Consider the following 26,400-nt stretch of genomic DNA (forward strand, 5'->3'; position numbering starts at 1 on the left):
CCATATATGTTATATACTATATGTGAAAGAAAAACCAGAAAATGTGAGGAGGGAATTAATTGAAGGCAACAGGAATTGTTCGGCGCATAGATGATCTCGGCAGGGTAGTAATACCCAAGGAAATTCGTCGGACCCTCAGAATTCGCGAAGGCGACCCTCTTGAGATATTCACGGATCGGGAAGGGGAAGTAATACTAAAAAAGTATTCTCCGATCGGGGAGTTAGGCGATTTTGCCAGGGAATATGCTGATTCACTTCATGATTCTGTAGATCATATCATTTGTATTTCAGACAGAGATGCGATTATAGCCGTTGCCGGAGCACCAAAAAAGGAGTATATGGAAAAGTCCATAAGCCCTGCTCTTGAAAAGATTATGGATGAACGTAAAACAGTCCTTATACCAAAAACCAGTGAAAAGGATTATGTACGAATTACCGCGGATGAGGATGAGGGTAAAATCAAATACTCAAGCCAGGTAATTTGCCCAATTATTGCCGAAGGCGATCCAATAGGTGCGGTTATACTTTTGTCCAAGGACTCAAATATAAGTATGGGAGAAATGGAAGTTAAAATAGCCGAAACAGCGGCGGGATTTCTGGCAAAACAAATGGAGCAATAAAAAATAGCAGCTTGGCTGCTATTTTTTATTGTACTTAATTAAAAAATATTTTAACTGGCAGTTTTTTCGTTAATGTCGGAACAATTTTTGCCTTTATTTTGAGGTCCTGCTGCTATCACCTCAGAAGCAATACCGGAAAATTTTGCAATATTCTTTGTAAAACTTTCCGCAAGCTTAACGGCTGTTGCGTCGTAGGCAGCTTTATCTTTCCATGTGTTTTTGGGATTTAATATTTCAGTTGGAACGCCGGGGCAGGATTTGGGTATCATTAAGCCAAAGACGGGATCCGGTTCATATTCAACTGAATCTAACTTGCCGTCCAAGGCTGCATTTATCATGGCACGTGTATATTCAAGATTCATACGCTTACCTGTGCCATATGCTCCACCGGTCCAACCGGTATTCACCAGAAATACATTGGAATTGTGTTTTTCAATTTTTTCTCCCAGCAATTTGGCGTAAACCATCGGTGAAAGCGGCAAAAACGGTGATCCAAAACAGGAAGAAAAAGTAGCTTGAGGTTCGGTGATTCCTCGCTCAGTGCCGGCCAGTTTGCTGGTATAGCCTGAAATAAAGTAGTACATGGCCTGCTCCCTGCTCAATTTTGCTATAGGAGGCAGCACCCCGAAAGCATCGGCTGTTAAAAACACCACTGTTTTAGGATGGCCTCCAATACCGGGAATTACAGCACCCGGAATATACTCTACCGGATAAGCGGCTCTGGTATTTTCCGTAATTTTATCGCTGTCATAATCAGGAATTCTTGTTTGTTCATCAACTATGACATTTTCTAATACAGAACCGAATTTTATAGCATCATAGATTTGAGGTTCTTTTTCCCTGGTAAGATTAATACATTTGGCATAACAGCCACCTTCAAAGTTGAATATGCCGTCATCACTCCACCCGTGCTCATCATCGCCTATAAGAAAGCGATTCGGGTCTGCAGAAAGGGTAGTTTTTCCTGTGCCTGATAACCCGAAAAACAATGCGGTAGATCCGTCTTTCCCCACATTTGCGGAGCAGTGCATGGAAAGCACACCTGCTTGCGGCATCAGATAATTCATTACTGAGAATACAGATTTCTTAATTTCGCCTGCATACTGACTGCCGCCGATAATAACCAACTTCTTTTCAAAACTGATTATTATAAATGCTTCTGAGTTTACCTTATCGGTTTTGGGATTTGCTTTAAAGCCCGGAGCACATATGACGGTAAATCCCGGCTCGTGGGTTGCAAGCTCGTCTTCTGTTGGAACGATGAAAAGCTGGCGACAGAAAAGATTCTGATAGGCAAACTCATTAATTACTCGAATGGGCAGCCGATATTTGGGGTCGGCACCTGCAAAACCATCAAATACGAAGATATCACGATTTTGGAGATATGCTAAAAGCCGTTTCAATATACTCTCGAAATGCTCTTCGTCAATAGGCTTATTATTTCCCCACCATATTTTGTCATGGGCAGAAGGCTCGTCAACTATAAATTTGTCATTAGGTGAACGACCTGTATATTTTCCGGTGTAAACGTTGAATGCACCGCTTGCAGTTAAAAAACCTTCCTCCCTCTTTAACGCCTCTTCAACCAGGCGTGCAACTGATAGATTTTTGTAAACATTTTTAGTGTTATAAAGACCTACGGAAGCTAGTTTATCCATTAGTTAGACCTCCAATTCCTAAAAAATATAATTAAACTCTATTATATAACATTTTTAATAACCTTACTAGTGTTTAATTTACCAAATTTAGCGATAAAACGAGGATAGCTCTGCCTCATTGCTGCTTTTTGTGAATTTGACCGAAAGAAACGGTGTACCTGTATACGAAACGAATTGTGATGTTTCCGATAAATATTGCCGACCTGCCCGGAATAGAATATAATAATAAGGAATTCAAATGAAAGGCGGATTTTTTTTGACGGAAAAAAAGAATTCTTTTTTAAAGGGTGCTTTAATCTTAGCGGCTGCAGGATTTATTGTAAAAGTATTGGGGGCCATGTACCGAATCCCCTTAGCACGTTTAATAAAAGATGAGGGGATGGGCCTTTATCAAATGGCTTATCCTATATATTTGATATTGCTGTCAATTTCTACTGCGGGTCTACCTACGGCAATATCTAAAATGGTATCAGAAGATGTGGTACTGGGCAGATTTAAAAATGCTTATAGAATATTTAGGGCTTCTATGGTAGTGCTTGCCGGAGTTGGAATTTGTCTGACTCTTGTTTTAGCTTTCGGAGCCGAGTGGTTGGCGGTAGAAGTCTATAAAAATCCCAAAGCCTTTTATCCTATTATAAGCATTGCACCTGCGATATTTTTTGTTTCAATAATGTCGTGCTTCAGGGGATTTTTTCAAGGTCTGCAAGACATGACGCCATCGGCCATATCTCAAATAGTTGAGCAAATAGGTCGAGTGGTAGCGGTGTTTATACTTGCGGATTTACTACTGCCTTACGGGGTGGAATATGCTGCTGCAGGAGCTGCTTTCGGGCCGGTGGTAGGAGCGGTTGCGGGTCTTACAGTCCTTATTATGGTGTATTATAACAGAAAGAGGTCCTTGATTAAAAAGGTCCATCTTGATGAAGGCGGAAATTTGGAGAGCTTTGCGCATATCATAAACCGATTATTTTGGTTTGCCGTTCCGATAACACTGGGCGGGCTTATCAGTCCTATTATGAGCATGGCGGATGCAGCCATTGTCAGCAGCCGACTGCAGGATGCCGGATTTTCCGTCAAGCGTGCAACTGAGCTTTTTGGGCAATTAACAGGTATGGCGGTTCCGCTAATAAATTTACCTGTTGTTGTAACTACTGCACTTTCAGCCAGTTTGGTGCCCGCTATTTCAGAGGCTGTTGTTTTAAAAAACCGGTCGATGGTTGCCGAAAGAGCTGAAACAGGCATGAGAATGAGCATAATTTTCGGCTTGCCGTCAGCAGTGGGCATGTATGTGTTGGCAAAACCAATAACAATGCTGCTCTATAATAATGTTGAGGCTGGACTTTCATTAGAGATTCTTTCGTGGGGAGTTATATTTTTAGCTCTTACACAAACCACGACAGGAATACTTCAGGGTATAGGCAAAACCATGATTCCGGTAAAAAATATGTTGATTGGTGCCGCTATTAAAATTTCTATTAATTACTTTCTCACGGGGATTCCTTCTATCAATATAAAAGGTGCTGCCCTGGGGACAGTTGTAGGTTATTTAGTACCGTCTATTTTAAATTATACGGCAGTTGTCAGCTGGACCGGTTTAGGTATAGATTTAAATTATATGGTGTTTAAACCTGCTTTTGCCGCCGGCCTAATGGGTGTCGGTGTTTACTTGGCCCATGGTAAGTTCATGGACTTCGGCATTACACAAAATAAAGCAACTATTTTGGCGATAGCTTTAGGAGCTGCAATATATGCCGTAGCCTTAATTGTTTTTGGCGGTATTAAGAAAAAGGACTTAGAACTTTTGCCCGGCGGTCAGCGGCTAATCATGCTTTTGAGCAAATTTGGAGTTTTTAGGGGGTAAAATTAATTGGCAAAACGTACATTGGATGATTTAGTAGATATAATGGCAAAACTTAGGGGAAATCCAGGTTGTCCTTGGGACAAGTCCCAAACACACGAAACGCTTAAGCCATTTCTCATTGAAGAAGCCTATGAAGTAATAGATGCTATTGATAGAAATAATAAAGATGACCTTGTTGAGGAACTCGGTGATCTTTTGCTGCAAATAGTTTTTCACAGCCGTCTTGCTCAGGAAAGAGGAGATTTTGATATAGGCGATGTTATCAACGGTGTTTGCAATAAGATGGTTCGACGGCACCCGCATATATTTGGAGATATTACGGTAGATGGGACAGAGGAGGTTCTGAAAAATTGGGAAGAAATAAAGCGTGAAGAAAAAGATATGAAAACCGAAGCCCAGAGTATGATGAATCTGCCTAAAACCCTTCCGGCACTGATGAAGGCTTTCAAGGTACAAGAGAAGGCGGCCAGAGTCGGTTTTGACTGGGACGATGTAAAGGGTGCATTCGATAAGGTTTATGAAGAATTAGAAGAACTTAAAGAGGTATATAATATAGGAAATAGTGACAAAATAAGAGAAGAAATGGGAGACTTAATTTTTGCTTGTGTAAATGTGGCTCGTTTCTTAGAAGTAGAACCGGAGCTTGCTGTAAATGATGCTGTAAAAAAATTTATACGCAGATTTGATTTTGTTGAAACAGAAGCGGCAAAATCCGACAAGAATTTACAGGAAATGAATTTACAGGAAATGGATATATTATGGGAGCAAAGTAAAAATCAAGAAAAAAAATTGTAAATTTCCTTTAGAAAGAAGGATTTTGTCAATAAGTGAAGAATATCCAATATGTAATTAATTAACATCAGGGAGGGAATCTTGTGAACAAAGCCGAACTAATTACCGCGATGGCTGAAAAGAGTGGATTAACGAAGAAGGATTCAGAGAAAGCCCTTAATGCCTTCATCGAATCAGTCGAAGAAGCTCTCGTAAAAAGGGACAAAGTTCAATTAGTTGGATTTGGAACATTTGAAGTCAGGGAGAGGAGTTCGAGAAAGGGTCGTAATCCTCAAACCGGTGAAGAAATCGATATACCCGCAGCCAGTATTCCGGCTTTTAAGGCGGGTAAAGCTTTGAAAGACAGTATTAATAACTAAAAGTATCCCTTTAAAAAAGTAGGCCTGTACAGGTCTACTTTTTTTATGCCTCGTAAGAGATTATTTATTTTTTAAATAACCATACTAAAGGTATAAAGTAAATCGAAGTTTTAAATTTGAATAAAGGTATATAAATACACAACAAAACCACGGAAATCAAAAATTTCAAGACCAGCTATTAAAAGTCAAGAGATAATTTAATTTATTTTGCCTTTGTGATTATAAAATTTCTGTCAGAACCCGTCAAGGGAAAAAGCATCCCTTGACAGAACCTGCCATAAATACTTATGTAAAATTAGGCAAAACAAATAAACCTAAATATAGAATAAAAAATTTAGGTTGTAAAAGCAGGTTAGTTTTTACCAATCCTATTTAATATCAGGCACATAGGGTTTGTTATCACGAAGGACTGCAAAGATAATATTACACATCTTTCTAGCGACAGCCCCAATGGCAGTTAAATGATGTTTCCCTCTTGCCCTAAGTGATTGATAATAGACTGACAGAGCTGGGTCTTTGAAGGCTGCAACAGTAGCAGCTAACCAAATTGCCCTACGAAGATATGGAGAACCACGTTTAGAAATTTTAGTCTGTGTCCCCACAAAATCACCAGATTGTTTTACGGCTACATCAAGACCTGCATAGGCAACAAGTTGGGGTGCAGCTTCAAAACGGGAAATATCACCAATTTCTCCGATAATAATAGCACCAAGAACATCACCAATACCTGTAATAGTAGTAATAACTGAATTGGTTTGGTGAAGGAGTGTAGAAATTTCAGTTTCAAGTTCTTTTAGCTGTTCTTCGATAAAATTAATTTGGGCAATAATTTGCTTAATTTGAAATGCAAATGCATCTTTTGCAAAGTTAATACCAAAAGTATTAGTAGCAGACTCTTGAATTTCAGAAGCTTTTGAAATACCAAAACGTCCTCTACTAGCTTCGGATAGAAGTTTGGAAAGAGTCCCTGTATCTATGGATAACATATCCTCTGGAGTAGGATATTTAGAGAGCAGCTCCCTAGAAGTTACTCCAAAGGTATCAGAAAAAAGCTTAGAGTATTCAGGGAAAACTTGATCCAAAAGAGCAATACACTTGCGTTTCCAATCAGAGCATTCATCTACTAAAGCGAGACGGTATCTGGATAATTGGCGTAAGGCCATAACATCTTCATCAGCTAAAGAAGTAGTGGAAAATTCATCGAAACGCATAATTTGAGCAATGATAAAGGAATCCTTAGAGTCGTTCTTAGTTTGCCTAATATACATCTTTCTAAATGCATCTGATTGAATAGGGTTAATAACATTTACAGTAAACCCTAGATCAATTAGATATGAATAAAGGCTAACCCAATAATGACCAGTAGCTTCCATACCAATAACAGTGTTGGAAGTATCAGCTTCAAATCTTTCAAGCAAGGCAATTAATTTATTGCAACCTACTTGAGAATTTGAAAAGGATATACTTTTATCAAGAAGCTTACCATTAGAATCAATAATAGAAGCTTCGTGGTTTTGTTTAGCAATATCAATACCAACATAAAACATAAAATCACCAGCTTTTAATATATTTACAGATAAAGTCTAGGACCTCTCTACTTTACATGATGCAACCTCGTTAGATATTCAGTAACTTTTGTACTATCCAGCTCATTCGCATATGGATGTAAAGAAGAGGCGTAACCCTTGAAAAGGAAGACTAGGCTTCAAGGAGGAAAACTACGACCTCTATCTGTACAATTATTATCTCACAAGAATAGTGAGATAGAAAAGAAATATAGTTTTTAAACTATGACTTTATTATACGAGGAGGAGGTTTTATATGTATAAGAGGCGGATGGTTTTGGCGATGCTATTGGTATTGCTTGTAATCTATACCGGAGGATGTGCTAAGAAACCCGGCCCTGACAAGAAACCTGCTGCACCTAAAATTCCTGACAAAATAAGCCGTGGAGCGGGAAAAGAACCTGTGCTTAGCGTATACGATGTTCAGAGTAAAAGCGTCAAAGAAATGAAACTGGAAGATTATGTGGCAGGTGTCGTAGCAGGAGAAATGGAAAACTACTGGCCTGTAGAAGCTCTGGCAACTCAAGCCATTTTAGCCAGAACGTATGTACTGGAATTTATATCGGACAAGGGCGGCTCGAAATATGGCAATGCCGACATTTCCACAGATTTTGAAGAAGCACAGGCATGGAATCCTGAAAATATAAACGACAGAGTAATAAAGGCTGTAAATATGACACGGGGTGAGGTGGCCGCATATAAAGGCAATTATATCAAGGCATGGTTTCACTCCCATGCAGGAGGACTTACTGCTACTGCTAAAGAGGGCTTAAATTTCAAAGATGCAGAGCCTCCGTATATAAAAGTGACAAAATCACCGGATTCAGATGTGGGGCCCATAGGTAAGAGAACCTGGTCTGCCTCGTTTACAAAAGATGAAGTCAGCTCGGCAATCAGAGATAAACTGGGTTTAGAAACAGGGCCTATCGACAGTGTCAGCGTAGCTAAGCGAGGACCTTCCGGAAGGGCTACATTTCTTAAGATAGGAAATGCCACGGTATCGGCCCCAGAACTTCGCATTGCCCTTGGGAGCATGGATATGAGGTCAACTCTTTTAACAAGCTTCAAGGTGGAAGGAGATAATGTGTTTATGGCAGGCAAAGGTTTTGGCCATGGCGTAGGTTTATCCCAATGGGGTGCAAATGTTATGGCCAAACAGGGGAAAAAGCCTGAGGAGATAATAAAATACTATTTTAAAGACATAAATATTGTAAGGCTGTGGGAATAACATATTTTTAAACCCTCCCGAATAAAATTAATGGAAGAACTTAATAAAAGGGAGGGTTTTTATCGTGGAAGAGAATACCCGTCACAAAATAGTGCTGACAAATAGAGAGTCACTGGATGTTGATGGTGTAATTAATGTCGAAAAATTTACCGATGAAGATATAATGCTGGAAACCGACCAGGGGATGCTTAACATCAAAGGTGAAAAGATGTATATGAAACAACTTAATTTAGATGCCGGTGTAATTGCTATAGAAGGCTTGGTTAAGTCTATGACTTATCATGAGGGTTCTACTTCCGGTCAGAAAGAAAAAAGTTTACTCAGTCGTTTATTAAAATAAAGCCGGCAGGGGATGATTTAATTGAGCCTTTGGGAGATAAAACCACAGGTCATACTCATAATGACTTCCTTAATTATAGGACTAGTTACAGGACTGTTGTTTGACATATATCGGCGCATAAGAAATTTACTTTCCCCCGGACTTTATCTTACGGTCCTCGGGGATTTGTGTTTTTGGGCAATCATAACAATTATTACGTTTACATCACTTTTGGATGTAAGTTCAGGTCAAGTCCGCGGATACATTTTTTTATGCATTATGCTCGGATTATCTTTTTATCTTCGCTTTATAAGTCGATATGTAATTTATTTTTTTATTGAGTTAGATATTTTGGCAAGCATAATCGTTCGAAAGATGTTATCATTTATAAATAAAATATATAAGTGCAAGTTTTTTCGAATTGTCGGTAGGATATACTCCGATGCTAGGCGAATTTTTTTAAAAACAAAGCGGAAATAATGCAGGACTTTGAGAATTTTCATCGAAGTGTAAATACAAGAACACTTGGAAGGTTTGATGAGCATGAAAGGCAAAAGGAAATTTAAAATCCGTCACTTACTATTCTTGCTTTTTTTAATATATGTGGCATCTACCTTAGCGATGCAACAGTTCAAAATTACTAAGTTAGCACAGCAGGAAGCACAGCTAAAAGCCAGGATGAAAGAGGTGACAGAGCAAAGAGAAGAGCTTGAAGAGGAGATAAGTCTTCTACATACCGACGAGTATATCGAAGGTGTTGCCCGCGACGAGTTAGGGCTGGTAAAACCTGGAGAATACATATATAAAGGTGTTGAAAGTCCAAAAGAATAAGTTTCTTGATTGACGAATGTGAAAAGTTAAAGTATAATTAACAGTATCGAAGAGATTTAAAGGAGGAATTTTTTAAGTATGCCTGTTGAGGTAGGCCAAATTTTAGAGGGAAGAGTAACGGGGATTACTAAATTCGGGGCTTTCGTAGAAATTTCTGAGGGAGTTACGGGACTGGTTCATATTTCTGAAGTAGCTGATAGTTTTGTAAAGGATGTCAATGATTTTCTAAAAGAAAATGACATCATAAAGGTAAAGGTTATATCAATTTCTTCAGACGGTAAAGTGAGTCTTTCAATTCGCAAGACCAAGGAAAATTCCAATAACAGTTATAGAAAGCCTAAGCAGAATGATCTTAGTTTTGAGGATAAGCTGTCTAAATTTTTAAAGGACAGCGAGGAGAGACTTCTTGATATTAAGAAGAACAATGAATCTAAACGCGGTTCTGGGTCATATGGAAGAAGGAAAATATTATAAGTCGAATTTATTTTAAGTCATATTTTAAAAGAGAAACTATCCAGGGTTATTCCCTGGATTTTAAATTTCTTGAAGGGAAGCTAAATTATGAGATGTGCAGTGATAGATTTAGGTTCCAATTCAATAAGGCTTTTAGTAGCAGATGTGCTGAACGGTTCTGTTGTTCCTGTACATCGAGAGCTTGCAACAACACGCTTAGGACGTGGAGTTATCCAAAACCAACGGCTTGATGAAAAATCAATGAGCGATACCTTATCAGTTCTTACATATTTTCAAAATAAGGCAAAATCCCTGCAGAGTGAAAGGACTTTGGCTTTTGGCACAAGTGCTCTGCGTGAAGCAAAGAACAGCAATGATTTTCTAAACAGTGCAAAACGGATTGGGCTTAATATTAAGATTCTATCAGGTCAAGAAGAGGCTCTTTTATCATTTCTGGGAGCAAAATCAGGCATTAAGCAACAGGGGATGGCTTTGGTTATAGATATCGGAGGAAATTCAACAGAGCTGATTGTAGGCGAGAGTAATATAGAAAAAAGTGAAAGCCTGCCAATAGGCGCAGTACGTTGGACTCAAAGGTATTTTAAATCCGACCCGCCAAATTTTGATGATATTGTTGAAGCTCATAGTGCTATTAGCCGACTTTTGGGCGGCTTTGCCGGATATTTTAATCAATTTCAGATAAATAATGCTATTACGACCATAGGAGTTGGGGGAACATTAACAACACTTTCGGCTATGGCACAGGAGCTTGAAATTTATGATATAAAAAAAGTACACGGCTACGTACTTAATAAGAGGATTGCGGATGATATTTTTTCAAAATTATTGTCTATGACAGCAGACGAAAGATGCAAACTTAAAGGCCTTCAGCCGCAGCGAGCCGATATCATTACGGCGGGGGTTTTAATCGTCAGGACTATAATGGAGGACCTTCATATTAACCAAATTATAACGAGCGAAACGGATATAATGGAGGGATATCTTCTAAAAAGTGTTTCATTTTAACTTGCATTTAGCCTTAGCGAAAATGTGCGATAATTAATTGACATAGTTGAAAAAATATGGTATCATAATAAACTGCATAATCGTAAGCAAAAACTATGCCAATATTTATTTTTCTATATAATTGTATAATGTTTCCTGTTTTAGGAGATAGTATAATAGATATTTTTGCCTAAAACCAAAAGCAAGATAGTGCTACAGCTTTTGGCTATTTTTACTTATAAAAAAGGGGTGAGGGAAACTTGGTTAAGCCTATTTCCATAGGTGATCGCACCCGATGGAGCTATTCGAAAATCAATGAAGTTATGGAGATGCCTGATTTAATTGAAATTCAAAGGGATTCATATCAGTGGTTCCTTGATGAAGGTCTTGGAGAGGTTTTTCGAGACATTTCACCTATTGAAGATTTTACAGGCAATCTGGTATTGGAATTCATTGATCACAAACTTGAAACTGTCCCAAAATACTCGGAAGATGAGTGCCGGGAAAGAGATGTAACTTATGCTGTTCCGCTCAAGGTTAAAGTTCGGCTGATAAACAAAGAAACCGGCGAAGTGAAAGAGCAAGAGGTTTTTATGGGGGATTTTCCCCTTATGACCGAAAACGGCACATTTATTATTAATGGTGCGGAGCGCGTCATTGTAAGTCAGCTTGTTCGTTCCCCGGGGGTATATTTTAGCAGTCAGCGGGATAAAAACGGCCGAGAGTTATTTTCCGGAACCATAATCCCTAACAGAGGGGCATGGCTTGAACTGGAAATGGACTCCAATGAAGTCTTGTATGTCCGTGTCGATAGGACACGCAAAATGCCTGTTACTGTATTACTAAGGGCTTTAGGGTATGGAACAAATGCCCAGATATTGGAACTTATGGGTGAAGATGAAAAAATCTTGCGCACATTTGAAAAGGATAATACAGAAAATCAGAATGAGGCCCTTATCGAAATTTATAAACGACTTCGGCCGGGTGAACCACCTACGGTTGAAAATGCAAGATCACTGCTTGAGTCATTATTTTTTGATTCAAAGCGATATGATTTAGCACATGTAGGTCGATATAAGTTTAATAAGAAACTACGACTAAAGGACCGCATCACAGGCAAAATAAGTGCTGAAAATGTGGAAAACCCTGAAACGGGTGAAATCATCCTTAAAAAAGGTGATAAGATTAGCCGCAAAGCGGCTGAATTGCTTGAATCCCTCAAAATAAAAGAACTAAAAGTAGAATTACCTTCGGACCGGTCGGAATCCAGAACGCAGGGAGAATATCATCCTAAGGTTGTCAAGATAGTAAGTAATGGCTATTCTCAAGAGCCGGGTCCTGAAGGCAATAGGACGGAAAAGCATATAACGGTTGAAGATATTATAGCTTCTGTTAATTATTTTGTAAATCTTCCTCATAAGATTGGAAGCATTGATGATATTGATCATCTGGGTAATAGGCGCCTTCGTTCGGTAGGCGAACTTTTGCAAAATCAATTCCGTATTGGACTTGCCAGGATGGAGAGAGTAGTCAAGGAACGTATGACTATTCAAGACGTAGATACTATTACACCTCAAGGCCTTATAAACATACGACCTGTAGTTGCTTCAATTAAAGAGTTTTTTGGCAGCAGCCAGCTTTCACAGTTCATGGATCAGACAAACCCTCTTGCGGAATTGACGCACAAGCGCAGGCTTAGTGCACTGGGACCGGGAGGATTAAGCAGGGACAGAGCCGGTTTTGAAGTTCGCGACGTTCACCATTCTCACTATGGGCGTATGTGCCCCATAGAAACTCCTGAGGGTCCTAATATCGGTTTAATCGGTTCCTTAAGTACATACGCCAGGGTAAACCAGTATGGATTTATTGAGACTCCTTATCGCAGAGTTGATAAGGAACGGTGTGTGGTCACTGATGAAATCGATTATCTTACCGCAGATGAAGAGGATGCATTTATAATTGCACAGGCTAATGCCCCTTTGGATGAAGAGGGAAGATTTGTACAAAAAAGGATTGTTGCAAGGTATGCGGATGAAACAATTGTGGTTCCCGCTGAAGACGTGGATTACATGGACGTATCTCCGAAACAGCTGGTATCAGTGGCAACTGCACTGATTCCTTTCCTTGAGCACGATGATGCCAACCGTGCTCTGATGGGCTCTAACATGCAGCGGCAGGCAGTTCCGCTGCTGATAACCGAGGCACCGCTTGTAGGCACAGGTATTGAGCATAAGGTTGCTATGGATTCCGGTGTAATGATTCTCGCACGAAACAGCGGTGTTGTAGAAAGGGTTACAGGCCGGGAAATTGTGGTACGTCGGGATAGTGACGGCAGTTTGGATGTATACAGAGTTCGTAAATTCATAAGATCTAACCAGGGGACTTGTATCAACCAGAGGCCAATTGTAAAGAAAGGCGAAAGAGTGGCAAAAGGGCAGCCTATAGCAGACGGCCCGTCTACCGATCATGGCGAACTGGCCTTGGGCCGTAATGTTTTAGTAGCTTTTATGCCTTGGGAAGGCTACAATTATGAAGACGCTATATTACTTTCTGAAAGGCTTGTAAAAGATGATGTATTTACTTCGATTCACATAGAGCAGTATGAGGCCGAAGCCCGCGACACTAAATTGGGCCCTGAGGAGATTACCAGGGACATTCCCAATGTTGGTGAAGATGCCTTAAAGGATTTGGATGACCGAGGAATCATCAGGATTGGTGCAGAAGTCCAAGCCGGTGATATTCTGGTAGGCAAAGTTACTCCTAAGGGTGAAACTGAACTTACTGCCGAAGAGCGATTACTCAGGGCTATTTTCGGGGAAAAAGCTCGTGAAGTAAGGGATACTTCGCTCAGGGTTCCTCATGGGGAATATGGTATTGTAGTTGATGTAAAAATATTTACTCGCGAAAATAATGATGAGCTTTCTCCCGGTGTCAATGAACTGGTAAGGGTCTATATAGCACAAAAGAGAAAAATATCCGAAGGAGATAAGATGGCGGGTCGCCACGGTAATAAGGGTGTTATTTCGCGAATTATGCCTGCGGAGGATATGCCTTTCTTGCCAGATGGAACTCCCGTAGATATAGTCCTAAATCCGCTCGGTGTTCCTTCACGTATGAATATCGGTCAGGTGTTGGAAACTCATTTAGGATGGGCGGCTAAAGCACTTGGCTGGTATGTAGCTACACCTGTATTTGACGGTGCTGAAGAAAGCGAAATCCTTAGCACGCTTAAAAAAGCCAATGTTTCAGAAGATGGCAAAGTTGAGCTGCGGGATGGTCGGACAGGTATTCCGTTTGATCGTCGGGTGACGGTGGGTTATATGTATATGCTCAAATTAGCTCACCTAGTTGATGATAAAATCCATGCCCGCTCTACTGGACCTTACTCGCTGGTTACTCAGCAGCCACTGGGAGGTAAAGCCCAGTTTGGCGGCCAGAGATTTGGAGAAATGGAAGTATGGGCATTGGAAGCTTATGGTGCCAGCTATACCTTGCAGGAGATGCTTACGGTAAAATCTGACGATGTTCTCGGTCGCGTAAAAACCTACGAGGCTATAGTTAAAGGAGAAAACGTGCCCGAACCAGGGATACCTGAATCGTTTAAGGTTTTAATAAAAGAACTTCAGTCCCTAGCTCTTGATGTAAAGATTTTGTCTGAAGATGCAGGAGAAATACAAATCAAGGAAGACGATGATGAAGATGAAGAAGAAACGGTACTAGAGGTAAACTTAGAGGGTATGGAAGCCGATGAAGAAAAGTCAGGTATAAATAATAATAGTAATGATGAAGACTCAGACTCGGATGATGCAGATGAAATTAATGAAGATGACATCATTTATGATGATTATGATGATAAAGACGATGATACAGAGGACGAAAATATTGACTTGGCTGATATAGAAGTGGAGTTTATTGACCTTGATGATGATGATGCGGATAAAGGTGATGAATTAGATAATATTTAAAGCCCCAACCAAGTTGTGAAGGGAGAGAAACACTTGCTGGAACTCAATTATTTTGATTCCATAAAGATTGGTCTTGCTTCACCGGAGCAGATAAGAGAATGGTCTAAAGGAGAGGTAAAAAAGCCTGAAACTATTAATTACAGAACTCTTAAACCGGAGAAGCAGGGATTGTTCTGTGAACGTATATTTGGCCCTGTAAAGGATTGGGAGTGTCATTGCGGTAAATATAAAAGGGTAAGATATAAAGGTGTTATATGCGACCGCTGTGGAGTTGAAGTTACAAAATCTAAAGTGCGCCGTGAAAGAATAGGTCATATTGAGCTGGCAGCCCCCGTTTCCCATATATGGTTTTTAAAGGGAATACCAAGTCGCATTGGCTTGATTCTCGATATGTCACCGCGATCCTTGGAAAAGGTAATATATTTTGCTTCTTATGTAGTGACTGATGCTGGCGATACTCCCTTGATGAAAAAGCAATTATTAAATGAAAGAGAATACCGAGAATATCGGGATAAATACGGCGATGCTTTTAAAGCCGGAATGGGAGCCGAATCTGTCAAAGAACTTTTGACTGAAATAGATTGCGAGAAATTATCTAAAGAGCTTAGGACGGAATTAAAGGATGCTACAGGCCAAAAGAGGATAAGGATTCTCAGGCGGCTGGAAGTTGTAGAGGCTTTCAGGAAATCAAAAAATAAACCTGAGTGGATGATTTTAGAAGTTATTCCGGTAATTCCGCCTGACCTTAGACCAATGGTGCAGTTAGACGGCGGACGTTTTGCAACATCAGATCTTAATGACTTGTATCGAAGGGTTATTAATAGGAATAACCGTCTAAAAAGACTTTTAGATTTAGGGGCACCGGACATCATAGTAAGAAATGAAAAGCGAATGCTCCAAGAGGCAGTGGATGCCCTTATTGATAACGGCCGGCGAGGCCGCCCGGTTACAGGCCCTGGCAACAGGCCACTCAAATCTTTAAGTGATATGCTAAAAGGTAAGCAAGGACGGTTTCGACAAAACCTGTTAGGTAAGCGTGTTGACTATTCCGGGCGTTCGGTTATTGTGGTCGGTCCTGAACTTAAATTATATCAATGCGGTTTACCAAAAGAAATGGCCTTGGAGCTATTCAAGCCCTTTGTCATGAAAAAATTGGTATCAGAAGGGCATGCACATAATATAAAAAGTGCAAAACGCATGGTAGAGCGGATAAGGCCTGAAGTTTGGGATGTGCTCGAGGATATTATCAAAGAGCATCCAGTACTTTTAAACAGGGCTCCTACATTGCACCGTTTGGGAATTCAGGCTTTTGAGCCTATACTGGTAGAAGGCCGAGCCATACAGATACATCCTCTGGTTTGTACCGCATACAATGCAGATTTTGACGGCGACCAGATGGCCGTCCACTTACCGCTTTCAGCGGAAGCTCAGGCTGAAGCAAGGGTTTTAATGCTATCAATAAATAACATATTGAAGCCTCAGGACGGAAAGCCGGTAGTTACTCCGACTCAAGATATGGTTTTAGGTTCATACTATTTAACGATAGAAAGACCCGGCGAAAAAGGCGAAGGGAAATATTTTTCTTGCCTGAAGAAGCGGTATTGGCTTATGAAATGGGAGAAGTGGGTCTTCATGCACCTGTTAATGTTAGAATAAAAAGGAATATTGACGGTCAGGAACGTTACAAGATTATAAAGACTACACCGGGGCGTTTAATATTTAATGAGGGTATACCTCAAGATTTAGGATATGTAGACAGAACAAAAGAAGAAAATCTATTTGAGCTGGAACTAAACAGCTTGGTTGATAAGAGTAAGTTGGGAGATATCATTGAACGGTGCTATCGCTTACATGGAACTACGGTTACAGCTCAAGTTTTGGATAAGATAAAGAAAAAAGGTTTTGATTATGCAACAAAAGCCGGAATAACCATCGGCATTACCGATATAGAAGTTCCTGAAGAAAAGGAGAAAATCCTATCCGAGGCTGATGAAAAGGTTGACCAAGTAGAACTTTTATATAGGAGAGGTCTCATTTCTGATGAAGAAAGATATGAGAACACCTTATCTATTTGGACTGCCGCAACTGAAAAAATTACGGATGCACTGATGGATTCCCTTGACCACTTCAATTCACTGTATATGATGGCAAATTCCGGAGCAAGGGGTAATAAACAGCAGATAAGACAGCTTGCAGGTATGAGGGGTCTTATGGCTGATCCGTCAGGCAGGATCATTGACCTGCCTATCAAAGCGAATTTTAGAGAAGGCCTTACGGTGCTGGAATACTTTATATCAACACATGGTGCAAGGAAGGGCTTAGCAGATACAGCTCTTCGAACTGCGGATTCCGGATATTTGACACGGCGACTGGTTGATGTGAGCCAAGATGTTATAGTAAGAGATGTAGATTGCGGTACAACTGATGGTATAACAGTAAAAGCAATCAAAGATGGTAGTGGGATCATCGAAGACCTCAAAGAACGGATTGAAGGGCGATATGCATTAGAAGACATAAAGGATCCTGAAACAGGTGAAATTATAGTACATGCAGACGAGCTCATAACCGAAGCCATGGCCAACCGCATTGTTAAAACAGGCATGAAGGAAGTTAAAATCCGTTCGGTGCTTACATGCAGAACACGACACGGGGTATGCGTAAAATGTTATGGTAAAAACATGGCAATGGGCAAACCTGTTGATATAGGCGAATCTGTGGGCATTATAGCGGCTCAGTCCATAGGCGAGCCGGGCACACAGCTTACTATGAGAACATTCCATACTGGAGGAATAGCCGGTCAAGACATTACACAGGGTCTTCCTAGGGTCGAAGAGTTATTTGAAGCTCGCAAACCAAAAGGCCAGGCAGTAATTACTGAGGTCGGCGGCACAGCTAAGATTGTTGAGGGTAAAAAGAAAAGGGAAGTAGAAATTACAACTCCAACAGGTGAAACAAAAACTTATCAAGTTCCTTACGGAGCAAGACTAACCGTGGAGAATGGTACGGTGGTAGAAGCCGGCGATGAACTATGCGAGGGTTCGGTAAACCCGCATGATATTTTGAAGATAAAGGGCATAAGGGGAGTGCAAACCTATTTACTTCAAGAAGTGCTGAAAGTTTACAGGCTTCAAGGTGTTGATATCAACGATAAGCATATAGAAGTAATCATCCGCCAGATGCTTAGAAAAATTAAAGTAGAAAAACCGGGTGATACTGAACTACTTCCCGGCGAGTTAATAGATGTATTCGAATTTGAAGAGTTAAACAACGAAATGATTCTTGCAGGTAAAGCCCCGGCCGAGGGTAAGAGGGTGCTCTTAGGTATCACCAAAGCATCTCTTGCTACTGATTCCTTCTTATCTGCCGCTTCTTTCCAGGAAACTACAAGGGTACTTACTGATGCGGCAATTAAAGGAAAAACAGATCCGCTTTTAGGTTTAAAGGAAAATGTAATTATCGGCAAACTCATACCGGCAGGAACAGGGATGGGTTGTTACAGAAATATAAAGATTCATACTCCGGATGAAAAAGTGGAAAAAGAAATAAGTACAGATGAAAGCTCACTTATTGACAGTCAAAACCTATGATGGTAGAATATATGAGTGTGTCTTTTGGCTCTCTTTATAAATAAAGGGGGAGGGCGAGAAAATGCTTGATAAATTAAAAAAGGCCTCCAAAAAAACCATAGGTACCAAACAAACCTTAAAAGCTATCGAAAAGGATCAGGTTTGTATGGTTTTCATAGCTGAAGATGCTGAAGAGCATATAGTGTCTGAACTAAAAAGGATATGCAAAGAAAAAGGCATCGAAGTTATAGCTGTGAATACTATGAAGGAATTGGGGGATGCCTGTGGAATTCAGGTAGGGGCAGCCTCTGCTGCAATCTTAAATTCATAGCATTGCTTTTAAGATGCCCCTATAGGGGCATCTTTTTAATGCATATATATATTTTTGCTTATTAATTCAATTACATGGAAGGAGGTGCCAAGTTGCCAACTATAAATCAATTGGTAAAACAGGGAAGAAAGAAAGTAGAGTACAAATCTACGGCTCCGGCCCTTAAAGGCTCACCCCAGAAACGAGGAGTATGTACCGTTGTTAAGACAACTACACCGAAAAAACCTAATTCGGCCTTAAGAAAGATTGCCAGGGTAAGGCTTACCAATGGTATTGAAGTTACAGCATACATTCCGGGTATTGGTCACAATTTACAGGAGCACTCGGTAGTGTTGCTTCGAGGAGGTAGGGTCAAGGACCTTCCCGGTGTCAGATATCATATTATCCGAGGAGCTTTGGATGCTGCCGGTGTGGCAGATCGCAAGCAGGGCAGGTCCCTTTATGGTGCCAAAAAGCCTAAGAAAAATAGTTAAAGGAGGGATACAATGCCAAGACGTGGTCATGTATTTCGAAGGCCAGTTGAAGAAGATCCGATATATGGCGATAAACTGGTAACGAAACTTATTAACAAAGTCATGTATGATGGAAAAAAAGGCGTGGCTCAGAAGAACTGCTATGAGGCTTTTGAGATTATCAGGCAAAAAACTGGTAAAGATCCTATAGAAGTTTTTCAAGAAGCCATGAAAAATGTTATGCCTGTTCTTGAAGTTAGACCTAGGAGGGTTGGCGGAGCTACCTACCAAGTTCCTTCAGATGTCCGACAGGAAAGAAGATTGACACTTGGAGTGCGATGGTTGGTGGATTATGCCAGAAAACGCAGTGAAAGGACCATGGCAGAGAGATTAGCCGGAGAGATTATGGATGCGGCTAATAACATGGGTGGAGCAGTTAAGAAAAAGGAAGAAACCCACAAGATGGCCGAAGCCAATAAAGCCTTTGCACATTACAGATGGTAGCCAGCCGTTGAACAGTAAAGACTTGGCATAAGAAAGGAGTGTAAAATTGTGCCTAGGCAAGTTACATTAGAAAAGATAAGAAATATAGGTATTATGGCACATATAGACGCCGGTAAAACTACGACAACTGAAAGGATACTCTTTTATACCGGCAAAGTTCATAAGATGGGAGAAACTCACGAGGGATCAGCCGTAATGGACTGGATGGAGCAGGAGCAGGAAAGAGGAATTACCATAACATCGGCTGCTACAACGTGTTATTGGAAAGGTCATCGTATAAATATTATCGATACGCCAGGGCACGTGGACTTTACGGTGGAAGTTGAAAGGTCTTTGCGAGTTCTCGACGGTTCAGTAGCTGTTTTTTGTGCAAAAGGTGGCGTAGAGCCTCAATCTGAAACTGTATGGCGCCAAGCCGATAAATACAAGGTTCCGAGAATTGCCTATATAAATAAAATGGATATTGTCGGAGCAGATTTTGAAAATGTTATATCTATGATGAAAGAAAGATTGGGAGCCTATCCAGTTCCTATACAGATACCTATAGGCAGTGAGGAAAATTTCAGAGGCATCGTCGATTTGGTTCATCAAAAGGCTTATATATTTAAAAATGATATGGGCACTGAAATAGAGGAAGAAGATATACCGGAAGATATCCGCGACAAGGCCATGCATTACCGAGAAAAAATGCTGGAAGCCCTATCGGATGTTGATGATGAAATAATGATGAAATATCTTGAAGGTGAAGAAATACCTGAAGAAGATGTACGCCGCGCCATAAGAAAAGGTTGTGTAGAGGTTAGATTAACACCGGTGCTCTGCGGTTCTTCTTATAAGAACAAAGGAGTGCAGCAATTATTAGATGCTATAATGTATTATATGCCTTCGCCGCTTGATGTACCGCCGATAAAAGGCATAAATCCTGAAACCGGCGAAGAGATTGAAAGACATGCAAGTGATGATGAACCTTTTTCAGCGCTGGCCTTTAAAATTGTCAGTGATCCGTATGTAGGAAAGCTGACCTATTTTAGAGTGTATTCCGGCACACTTAAATCCGGATCATATGTATATAATTCTACGAAGAATAAAAAAGAGCGCATAGGGCGAATTCTCTATATGCACGCAAATCACCGCCAAGAAGTTGATGAAGTTATGACCGGCGATATAGTTGCGGCAGTTGGCCTTAAAGATACTGCAACGGGTGATAGCCTTTCCAGCGAAGATCATCCTATAATTTTAGAATCTATGCAATTTCCGGAGCCGGTCATTAGAGTAGCAATTGAACCTAAAACTAAAGCCGACCAAGATAAATTAGGTGTGGCCTTGCAGAAACTTTCAGAAGAAGATCCGACATTTAAAACCTATACTGACCAAGAAACCGGTCAAACCATTATTGCCGGCATGGGAGAACTCCACCTGGAAATAATAGTGGACAGAATGTTAAGAGAGTTCAAGGTGGAAGCAAATGTAGGCCGTCCACAAGTAGCTTATAAAGAAACCATACGCAAGACAGTAAAATCCGAAGGTAAATTTGTAAGACAGTCTGGCGGACGAGGTCAGTACGGACATGTTTGGCTGGAGTTAGAACCTCTGGAACAAGGTAAAGGCTATGAATTTGTCAATAAAATTGTCGGTGGTGTAATTCCCAAGGAGTTTATTCCCGCAGTAGATGCAGGTATACGTGAAGCGCTTACCAGCGGTGTATTAGCCGGATATCCGGTTGTAGATATAAGGGCTACTTTATATGATGGTTCTTACCATGAGGTTGACTCATCGGAAATGGCCTTTAAGATCGCCGGTTCCATGGCTCTTAAAGAAGGTATGAAAAAAGCTTCACCAGTGCTGCTTGAACCGATTATGAAAGTAGAAGTTGTAGTACCGGAAGATTATTTAGGTGATGTTATCGGAGATATCAATGCTCGCAGAGGTCAAATGGAAGGTATGGAACCACGATCGGGTGCTCAGATAGTTAGAGCGTTTGTGCCGCTATCAGAGATGTTTGGATATGCAACTGCTTTAAGATCAAAAACTCAAGGTCGCGGGATATATACCATGCAGTTTTCTCACTATGATGAGGTCCCAAAGAATATAGCAGATACAATAATTAATAAATAAAATTAACAAATAAAATTAACAAATAAAAAGAACAACAATATTAAGGAGGATAAATATGGCAAAGCAGAAATATGAAAGGAAAAAACCCCATGTAAACATAGGGACAATAGGTCACGTAGACCATGGCAAGACAACCCTTACAGCAGCAATAACCAGAGTATTATCAGATGTGGGACTATCAAACTTTGTAGACTACGACAACATCGACAAAGCACCGGAAGAAAGAGAAAGAGGAATAACCATAGCCACATCCCACGTAGAATACGAAACAGAAAACCGGCACTATGCCCACGTAGACTGCCCCGGCCACGCCGACTACGTAAAAAACATGATAACCGGAGCAGCCCAGATGGACGGAGCAATACTAGTAGTATCAGCAGCAGACGGCCCAATGCCCCAGACAAGAGAACACATACTGCTTGCCCGTCAAGTAGGCGTACCCTACATTGTAGTATTCCTAAACAAAGCCGACATGGTAGACGACGAAGAACTAATAGAACTAGTCGAAATGGAAGTAAGAGAACTACTTACAGAATACGAATTTCCCGGAGACGACATACCAATAGTAACCGGCTCAGCCCTAAAAGCCCTAGAATGCGGCTGCGGCAAAAAAGACTGCAAATGGTGCGGCAAGATATGGGAACTCATGGAACAAGTAGACAACTACATTCCCACACCAGAACGTGACACAGACAAACCCTTCCTCATGCCAATAGAAGACGTATTTACAATAACCGGCAGAGGCACCGTAGTCACCGGCAGAGTAGAAAGAGGCACCGTAAAAATAGGCGACGAAGTAGAAATAGTAGGCATAGCAGAAGAAACCAGAAAAACCGTAGTAACCGGAGTAGAGATGTTCAGGAAACTCCTAGACTCCGCAGAAGCTGGAGACAACATAGGAGTATTACTCAGAGGCATAAACAGAGACCAAGTAGAAAGAGGAATGGTACTTGCCAAACCCGGCAGCATCAAACCCCACACCAAATTCAAAGGCCAGATATACGTCTTAAAGAAAGAAGAAGGCGGCAGACACACACCATTCTTCAACGGCTACCGGCCTCAGTTCTACTTCAGGACAACCGACGTAACAGGCTCCATAACCCTGCCTGAAGGCACAGAGATGGTAATGCCTGGTGATAACGTAGTCATGGATGTCGAACTTATAGCACCCATAGCTATTGAACCAGGGCTTAGGTTTGCTATTCGTGAAGGTGGCAGAACCGTAGGAGCCGGTGTAGTAACTGAGATAATTGAAAAATAAGTATAACAATCCATAAATCCGAACGTAAGGAGGGACATAAATGGCCCATCAAAAGATAAGAATACGTCTGAAGCTTTTGACCACGGGATACTCGATCAATCGGCCAAGAAAATCATAGAAACGGCTAAAAGAACCGGGGCCAAAGTATCGGGGCCTATACCTTTACCCACGGACCGGAGTATCATAACCATACTTCGGGCTCCACACAAGTATAAGGATGCCCGGGAGCAGTTTGAATCCAGAACCCATAAGAGACTAATAGATATAAAACAACCAAACCAGAAAACTGTCGATGCTCTTATGAGACTGGATTTGCCGGCAGGAGTCGATATTGAGATAAAGCTGTAGTAACGGGAGGTGATTTTGATGATTTCAAAAGCCATTTTAGGTAAAAAACTAGGCATGACTCAAATTTTTAGTGATACGGGTGAGGCTTTACCTGTAACCTTAGTTGAAGCAGGACCATGCCTTGTGATTCAAAAGAAAACTGTGAATAATGATGGCTATAGCGCAATTAAAGTAGGCTATGAAGATATTAAAGAAAATAGATTGAACAAACCGCAAAAAGGCCAATTTACAAAAAACCAGTTGGCATTCAAACGTTATATGAGAGAATTCAAGATGCAAGATGCAGACAAGTACAATGTTGGCGATGAAATAAAGGCAGATATCTTCCAGCCGGGAGATAAAGTAGATGTGACCGGCATATCAAAGGGTAAAGGCTTTGCAGGCGGAATAAAACGCTGGAATTTTAAGCGCGGTCCCATGGCTCACGGTTCCATGTACCATCGCAGACCGGGTTCCGGAGGTGCTACCGCTCCTGCCAGAGTATTTAAGGGAAATAAGAGGCCGGGGCACCTAGGAGCAGAAAAGTCTACTGTACAGAACCTTGAAGTAGTGAAAGTAGATCCGGAGAAAAATTTATTAATGATAAAGGGCTCTGTACCCGGACCTAAAAAATCGCTGCTTTTTATTAAGAATACCGTAAAGAGCGGAAAATAATCATGAAAGGAGGAGCCCAATGCCAAAAGTAACTTTATTTAACATAGCGGGAGAGCAGATAGGCGAAATTGAGCTTTCCGATGATGTATTTGGCGTTGAAGTTCGGCCAGATATTATGCACCGAGCAGTAGTTAACTATTTAGCAAACCAGAGGCAGGGAACTGCAAACACCTTGACTCGAGCCGAAGTGGCCGGTGGCGGACGAAAACCCTGGCGGCAGAAAGGCACTGGAAGAGCACGGCACGGCAGCATAAGATCACCTTTGTGGAGAAAGGGTGGCGTTATTTTTGGGCCGAAGCCTCGCTCATTTAAGTCAACTATGCCTAAGAAGCTTAAGAGGCTTGCATTAAAATCAGCTCTTAGTGCAAAGGTTGTCGAAAATGAACTTATTGTAATAGATAGTCTATCGATGGAAGCACCTAAAACAAAAGAAATGGTTTCAATTTTAAAGAACTTAAATGCAGATAAAAAATCTCTTATAGTAATAGCTGCAAAAGATGAAAATGTAGAAAAATCTGCACGCAATCTCCCCTCAGTCAAGACAACATATGTTAACACCTTGAACACATACGATATACTCAATCATGACAATCTAATCATGACAAAAGAGGCAGCTGAGCTGGTGGAGGAGGTGTATGCAGGATGAAGAATCCGCATGACATCATTATTCGTCCCTGGATTACAGAAAAAACCATGGATATGCAGCAGCAAAAAAAATATGTATTTATCGTTGACAGAAAAGCAAACAAAACTGAAATAAAAAATGCTTTAGAATCAATTTTCGGGGTAAAGGTTGCTAAGGTCAACACTATAAATGTAAGAGGAAAAGTTAAACGGATGGGTAGATTTGAAGGTAAACGGCCAGACTGGAAAAAAGCCATAGTAACCTTAACCGATGACAGTAAAACTATAGAATTCTTTGAAGCCATATAGGTTTTGTAGTTTTATTGCAATAATGGGTTTGATTTGATACAGAGAAGGAGGGAATAATGTGGCTACAAAAAAGTTTAAGCCTACAACGCCGGGACGCAGATTTATGAGTGTTTCATCCTTTGAGGAAATTACCAAAAAGGAGCCTGAGCGGTCTTTGGTAGAAATCTTAAAGAATAAAGCCGGCCGCAACATGCAGGGCAGAGAAACCATTAGGCATCGCGGCGGTGGCCACAAGCGTAAATATAGGATTATTGATTTTAAAAGGGATAAAGATGGTGTGCCGGCTAAAGTTGCAGCTATAGAATATGATCCAAATCGCACTGCATATATAGCACTTTTACATTACGCCGATGGCGAAAAACGGTATATTTTGGCACCGGCAGGCCTTTCTGTCGGGGATACGGTTCAATCGGGTGAAAATGCAGATATCAAACCGGGCAATGCTCTTAAATTAGCAAACATACCGGTGGGCACTACAGTTCACAACGTTGAGCTTATTCCTGGCAAGGGTGGACAAATGGTAAGATCTGCCGGCACATCAGCACAGCTTATGGCTAGAGAGGGTGGCATGGCAACACTGAGACTGCCTTCGGGCGAGATGCGGATGGTGCCGGAAATCTGCCGAGCTACAATCGGCCAGGTTGGAAATATCGAACATGAAAATATTTCTATCGGTAAGGCAGGCAGGTCGCGTTGGATGAATAAAAGACCCCATGTTCGCGGTGTGGTTATGAATCCTGTAGATCATCCGCATGGCGGTGGCGAAGGAAAATCGCCTATTGGGCGGAAAAGTCCTGTTACACCTTGGGGCAAGCCAACTCTTGGATATAAAACCAGGAAAAAGAATAAGGCATCGGATAAATATATTGTCAAGCGCCGCAAGTAGAAGGGAGGTAAATTCATGAGTCGTTCAACAAAAAAAGGGCCCTTCGTTGAGAAAAAACTTTTAGCTAAAATTAGCGAAATGAATCAGAAAAGGGAAAAGAAAGTTGTCAAGACCTGGTCCAGGGCTTCTACTATATTTCCTGAGATGGTTGGTCATACTATAGCAGTTCATGATGGCAGAAAGCATGTGCCTGTTTATATAACTGAAGACATGGTAGGCCATAAATTGGGAGAATTTGCACCTACAAGGACTTTCAGAGGACATGGGGCCCATACTGAAAAATCCACAGCACTTAAATAAATTGTTCAAGATACTTTAAAGTTATGATAAACCTTGTAAAGGAGGTATATAAGTTGGAAGCAAGGGCACAGGCCAGATATGTGAGGATTGCACCCAGAAAGGTGAGAGTCGTTTTAGACCTCATTCGAGGAAAGCAATTGGAAGAAGCCTTAAATATATTAAGATTTACACCTAAAGCAGCTTCTCGACCGTTGGAAAAATTATTGCGTTCAGCTGCAGCGAATGCTGAAAATAACTTTGATATGAATATGGATGCCCTGTATGTTGCCGAATGCTATGCTGACCAGGGACCCATCTTAAAAAGATTTCGTCCCAGAGCTCAGGGCAGGGCAGCCTCTATACACAAAAAAACCAGCCATATTACTATAGTTCTTAAGGAAAAGGAGGGATAGAA

The 26,400-nt window shown here is 41.0% G+C and carries 24 protein-coding genes and 2 pseudogenes; 24 read left to right on the forward strand and 2 right to left on the reverse strand.

Annotated elements, in window-relative coordinates; translation table 11 throughout:
* The first annotated feature begins 59 nt into the window (after positions 1 to 59).
* Entirely contained in the window at positions 60 to 620 is a 561-nt protein-coding gene (spoVT, locus tag TEPIRE1_RS00840; RefSeq protein WP_013777302.1) for a stage V sporulation protein T, read from the forward strand.
* Positions 621 to 670: 50 nt separating this feature from the next.
* Here spoVT and pckA read toward each other — a convergent pair whose 3' ends face one another.
* Complete coding sequence (gene pckA / locus TEPIRE1_RS00845; RefSeq protein ID WP_013777303.1) at positions 671 to 2,278, reverse strand: phosphoenolpyruvate carboxykinase (ATP); 1,608 nt, start codon at positions 2,276 to 2,278, stop codon at positions 671 to 673.
* A gap of 256 nt (positions 2,279 to 2,534) precedes the next feature.
* On the opposite strand from pckA, the gene TEPIRE1_RS00850 reads away from it, so the two are divergent.
* The 3 genes from TEPIRE1_RS00850 (at position 2,535) to TEPIRE1_RS00860 (ending at position 5,290) form a co-directional block, all read left to right on the forward strand.
* Positions 2,535 to 4,139 carry a putative polysaccharide biosynthesis protein gene (locus TEPIRE1_RS00850; protein ID WP_013777304.1) on the forward strand — a complete coding sequence of 535 codons (1,605 nt, stop codon included), beginning with the start codon at positions 2,535 to 2,537 and terminating at the stop codon, positions 4,137 to 4,139.
* Between the two features lie 6 nt (positions 4,140 to 4,145).
* On the forward strand, positions 4,146 to 4,934 hold the full coding sequence (gene mazG, locus TEPIRE1_RS00855) for a nucleoside triphosphate pyrophosphohydrolase (RefSeq protein WP_013777305.1): 789 nt from the start codon (positions 4,146 to 4,148) through the stop codon (positions 4,932 to 4,934).
* An 80-nt stretch (positions 4,935 to 5,014) separates the two neighbouring features.
* Positions 5,015 to 5,290 (forward strand): HU family DNA-binding protein, encoded by a 276-nt coding sequence (locus TEPIRE1_RS00860; RefSeq protein ID WP_013777306.1) that lies wholly within the window; start codon positions 5,015 to 5,017, stop codon positions 5,288 to 5,290.
* Positions 5,291 to 5,658: 368 nt separating this feature from the next.
* Here the strand turns inward: TEPIRE1_RS00860 and TEPIRE1_RS00865 are convergent, their stop codons facing one another.
* Positions 5,659 to 6,837 carry an IS110 family RNA-guided transposase gene (locus TEPIRE1_RS00865; RefSeq protein WP_013777307.1) on the reverse strand — a complete coding sequence of 393 codons (1,179 nt, stop codon included), beginning with the start codon at positions 6,835 to 6,837 and terminating at the stop codon, positions 5,659 to 5,661.
* Between the two features lie 274 nt (positions 6,838 to 7,111).
* On the opposite strand from TEPIRE1_RS00865, the gene TEPIRE1_RS00870 reads away from it, so the two are divergent.
* The 20 genes and pseudogenes from TEPIRE1_RS00870 to rplV all read left to right on the forward strand — a co-directional run bounded on the left by TEPIRE1_RS00870 (position 7,112) and on the right by rplV (position 26,398).
* Positions 7,112 to 8,083 (forward strand): SpoIID/LytB domain-containing protein, encoded by a 972-nt coding sequence (locus TEPIRE1_RS00870; protein WP_013777308.1) that lies wholly within the window; start codon positions 7,112 to 7,114, stop codon positions 8,081 to 8,083.
* A gap of 64 nt (positions 8,084 to 8,147) precedes the next feature.
* Complete coding sequence (gene yabP / locus TEPIRE1_RS00875; protein WP_013777309.1) at positions 8,148 to 8,423, forward strand: sporulation protein YabP; 276 nt, start codon at positions 8,148 to 8,150, stop codon at positions 8,421 to 8,423.
* Between the two features lie 21 nt (positions 8,424 to 8,444).
* Complete coding sequence (gene yabQ / locus TEPIRE1_RS14345; RefSeq protein WP_013777310.1) at positions 8,445 to 8,882, forward strand: spore cortex biosynthesis protein YabQ; 438 nt, start codon at positions 8,445 to 8,447, stop codon at positions 8,880 to 8,882.
* Positions 8,883 to 8,945: 63 nt separating this feature from the next.
* Positions 8,946 to 9,233, forward strand: coding sequence for an FtsB family cell division protein (locus TEPIRE1_RS00885; RefSeq protein WP_158505932.1), 288 nt, complete (start codon positions 8,946 to 8,948; stop codon positions 9,231 to 9,233).
* 78 nt (positions 9,234 to 9,311) lie between these two features.
* Positions 9,312 to 9,707 (forward strand): S1 RNA-binding domain-containing protein, encoded by a 396-nt coding sequence (locus TEPIRE1_RS00890; RefSeq protein ID WP_013777312.1) that lies wholly within the window; start codon positions 9,312 to 9,314, stop codon positions 9,705 to 9,707.
* Positions 9,708 to 9,794: 87 nt separating this feature from the next.
* Positions 9,795 to 10,712, forward strand: coding sequence for a Ppx/GppA phosphatase family protein (locus TEPIRE1_RS00895; protein ID WP_013777313.1), 918 nt, complete (start codon positions 9,795 to 9,797; stop codon positions 10,710 to 10,712).
* A gap of 239 nt (positions 10,713 to 10,951) precedes the next feature.
* Positions 10,952 to 14,656, forward strand: a complete 3,705-nt coding sequence (gene rpoB / locus TEPIRE1_RS00900) for a DNA-directed RNA polymerase subunit beta (RefSeq protein WP_013777314.1) — start codon at positions 10,952 to 10,954, stop codon at positions 14,654 to 14,656.
* A gap of 111 nt (positions 14,657 to 14,767) precedes the next feature.
* Positions 14,768 to 18,240: pseudogene (locus tag TEPIRE1_RS14350) on the forward strand (DNA-directed RNA polymerase subunit beta'); the annotation flags it as partial.
* 64 nt (positions 18,241 to 18,304) lie between these two features.
* Positions 18,305 to 18,553 (forward strand): L7Ae/L30e/S12e/Gadd45 family ribosomal protein, encoded by a 249-nt coding sequence (locus tag TEPIRE1_RS00910; protein WP_013777316.1) that lies wholly within the window; start codon positions 18,305 to 18,307, stop codon positions 18,551 to 18,553.
* Between the two features lie 92 nt (positions 18,554 to 18,645).
* The gene (gene rpsL, locus TEPIRE1_RS00915; RefSeq protein ID WP_013777317.1) at positions 18,646 to 19,026 is read left to right on the forward strand and encodes a 30S ribosomal protein S12; all 381 of its coding nucleotides are present in this window, start codon (positions 18,646 to 18,648) and stop codon (positions 19,024 to 19,026) included.
* 12 nt (positions 19,027 to 19,038) lie between these two features.
* Positions 19,039 to 19,509 carry a 30S ribosomal protein S7 gene (rpsG, locus tag TEPIRE1_RS00920; RefSeq protein ID WP_013777318.1) on the forward strand — a complete coding sequence of 157 codons (471 nt, stop codon included), beginning with the start codon at positions 19,039 to 19,041 and terminating at the stop codon, positions 19,507 to 19,509.
* 48 nt (positions 19,510 to 19,557) lie between these two features.
* Positions 19,558 to 21,624 carry an elongation factor G gene (gene fusA, locus TEPIRE1_RS00925; RefSeq protein WP_013777319.1) on the forward strand — a complete coding sequence of 689 codons (2,067 nt, stop codon included), beginning with the start codon at positions 19,558 to 19,560 and terminating at the stop codon, positions 21,622 to 21,624.
* Between the two features lie 55 nt (positions 21,625 to 21,679).
* Positions 21,680 to 22,885: an elongation factor Tu gene (gene tuf, locus TEPIRE1_RS00930; RefSeq protein WP_013777320.1), complete on the forward strand. Its 1,206-nt coding sequence runs from the start codon at positions 21,680 to 21,682 to the stop codon at positions 22,883 to 22,885.
* Between the two features lie 40 nt (positions 22,886 to 22,925).
* Positions 22,926 to 23,233 (forward strand): annotated as a pseudogene (gene rpsJ, locus TEPIRE1_RS13295) (30S ribosomal protein S10).
* Positions 23,234 to 23,254: 21 nt separating this feature from the next.
* Positions 23,255 to 23,887 (forward strand): 50S ribosomal protein L3, encoded by a 633-nt coding sequence (gene rplC, locus TEPIRE1_RS00935; protein WP_041591467.1) that lies wholly within the window; start codon positions 23,255 to 23,257, stop codon positions 23,885 to 23,887.
* 19 nt (positions 23,888 to 23,906) lie between these two features.
* Positions 23,907 to 24,533 carry a 50S ribosomal protein L4 gene (rplD, locus tag TEPIRE1_RS00940; RefSeq protein WP_013777323.1) on the forward strand — a complete coding sequence of 209 codons (627 nt, stop codon included), beginning with the start codon at positions 23,907 to 23,909 and terminating at the stop codon, positions 24,531 to 24,533.
* Positions 24,530 to 24,820: a 50S ribosomal protein L23 gene (gene rplW, locus TEPIRE1_RS00945; protein ID WP_013777324.1), complete on the forward strand. Its 291-nt coding sequence runs from the start codon at positions 24,530 to 24,532 to the stop codon at positions 24,818 to 24,820. The genes rplD and rplW overlap by 4 nt, the downstream gene beginning before the upstream one ends.
* A 58-nt stretch (positions 24,821 to 24,878) precedes the next feature.
* On the forward strand, positions 24,879 to 25,706 hold the full coding sequence (gene rplB / locus TEPIRE1_RS00950; protein ID WP_013777325.1) for a 50S ribosomal protein L2: 828 nt from the start codon (positions 24,879 to 24,881) through the stop codon (positions 25,704 to 25,706).
* A gap of 15 nt (positions 25,707 to 25,721) precedes the next feature.
* A complete protein-coding gene (rpsS, locus tag TEPIRE1_RS00955) occupies positions 25,722 to 26,006 on the forward strand; it encodes a 30S ribosomal protein S19 (RefSeq protein WP_013777326.1) in 285 nt (94 codons plus the stop codon).
* A gap of 53 nt (positions 26,007 to 26,059) precedes the next feature.
* Entirely contained in the window at positions 26,060 to 26,398 is a 339-nt protein-coding gene (gene rplV, locus TEPIRE1_RS00960) for a 50S ribosomal protein L22 (RefSeq protein ID WP_013777327.1), read from the forward strand.
* The last annotated feature ends 2 nt before the right edge of the window (positions 26,399 to 26,400 follow it).

The organism is Tepidanaerobacter acetatoxydans Re1 (genome assembly GCF_000328765.2).
In the GTDB taxonomy this organism is placed as follows: domain Bacteria; phylum Bacillota; class Thermosediminibacteria; order Thermosediminibacterales; family Tepidanaerobacteraceae; genus Tepidanaerobacter; species Tepidanaerobacter acetatoxydans.

Coding starts and splice junctions, on each gene's coding strand:
- TEPIRE1_RS00865 (WP_013777307.1), bottom strand. CDS start 6,837: ATGTTTTATGTTGGTATTGATATTGCTAAACAAAACCACGAAGCTTCT.
- TEPIRE1_RS00885 (WP_158505932.1), top strand. CDS start 8,946: ATGAAAGGCAAAAGGAAATTTAAAATCCGTCACTTACTATTCTTGCTT.
- rpsG (WP_013777318.1), top strand. CDS start 19,039: ATGCCAAGACGTGGTCATGTATTTCGAAGGCCAGTTGAAGAAGATCCG.
- rplD (WP_013777323.1), top strand. CDS start 23,907: ATGCCAAAAGTAACTTTATTTAACATAGCGGGAGAGCAGATAGGCGAA.
- TEPIRE1_RS00870 (WP_013777308.1), top strand. CDS start 7,112: ATGTATAAGAGGCGGATGGTTTTGGCGATGCTATTGGTATTGCTTGTA.
- rpsS (WP_013777326.1), top strand. CDS start 25,722: ATGAGTCGTTCAACAAAAAAAGGGCCCTTCGTTGAGAAAAAACTTTTA.
- TEPIRE1_RS00895 (WP_013777313.1), top strand. CDS start 9,795: ATGAGATGTGCAGTGATAGATTTAGGTTCCAATTCAATAAGGCTTTTA.
- tuf (WP_013777320.1), top strand. CDS start 21,680: ATGGCAAAGCAGAAATATGAAAGGAAAAAACCCCATGTAAACATAGGG.
- TEPIRE1_RS00890 (WP_013777312.1), top strand. CDS start 9,312: ATGCCTGTTGAGGTAGGCCAAATTTTAGAGGGAAGAGTAACGGGGATT.
- TEPIRE1_RS00910 (WP_013777316.1), top strand. CDS start 18,305: ATGCTTGATAAATTAAAAAAGGCCTCCAAAAAAACCATAGGTACCAAA.
- rplW (WP_013777324.1), top strand. CDS start 24,530: ATGAAGAATCCGCATGACATCATTATTCGTCCCTGGATTACAGAAAAA.
- pckA (WP_013777303.1), bottom strand. CDS start 2,278: ATGGATAAACTAGCTTCCGTAGGTCTTTATAACACTAAAAATGTTTAC.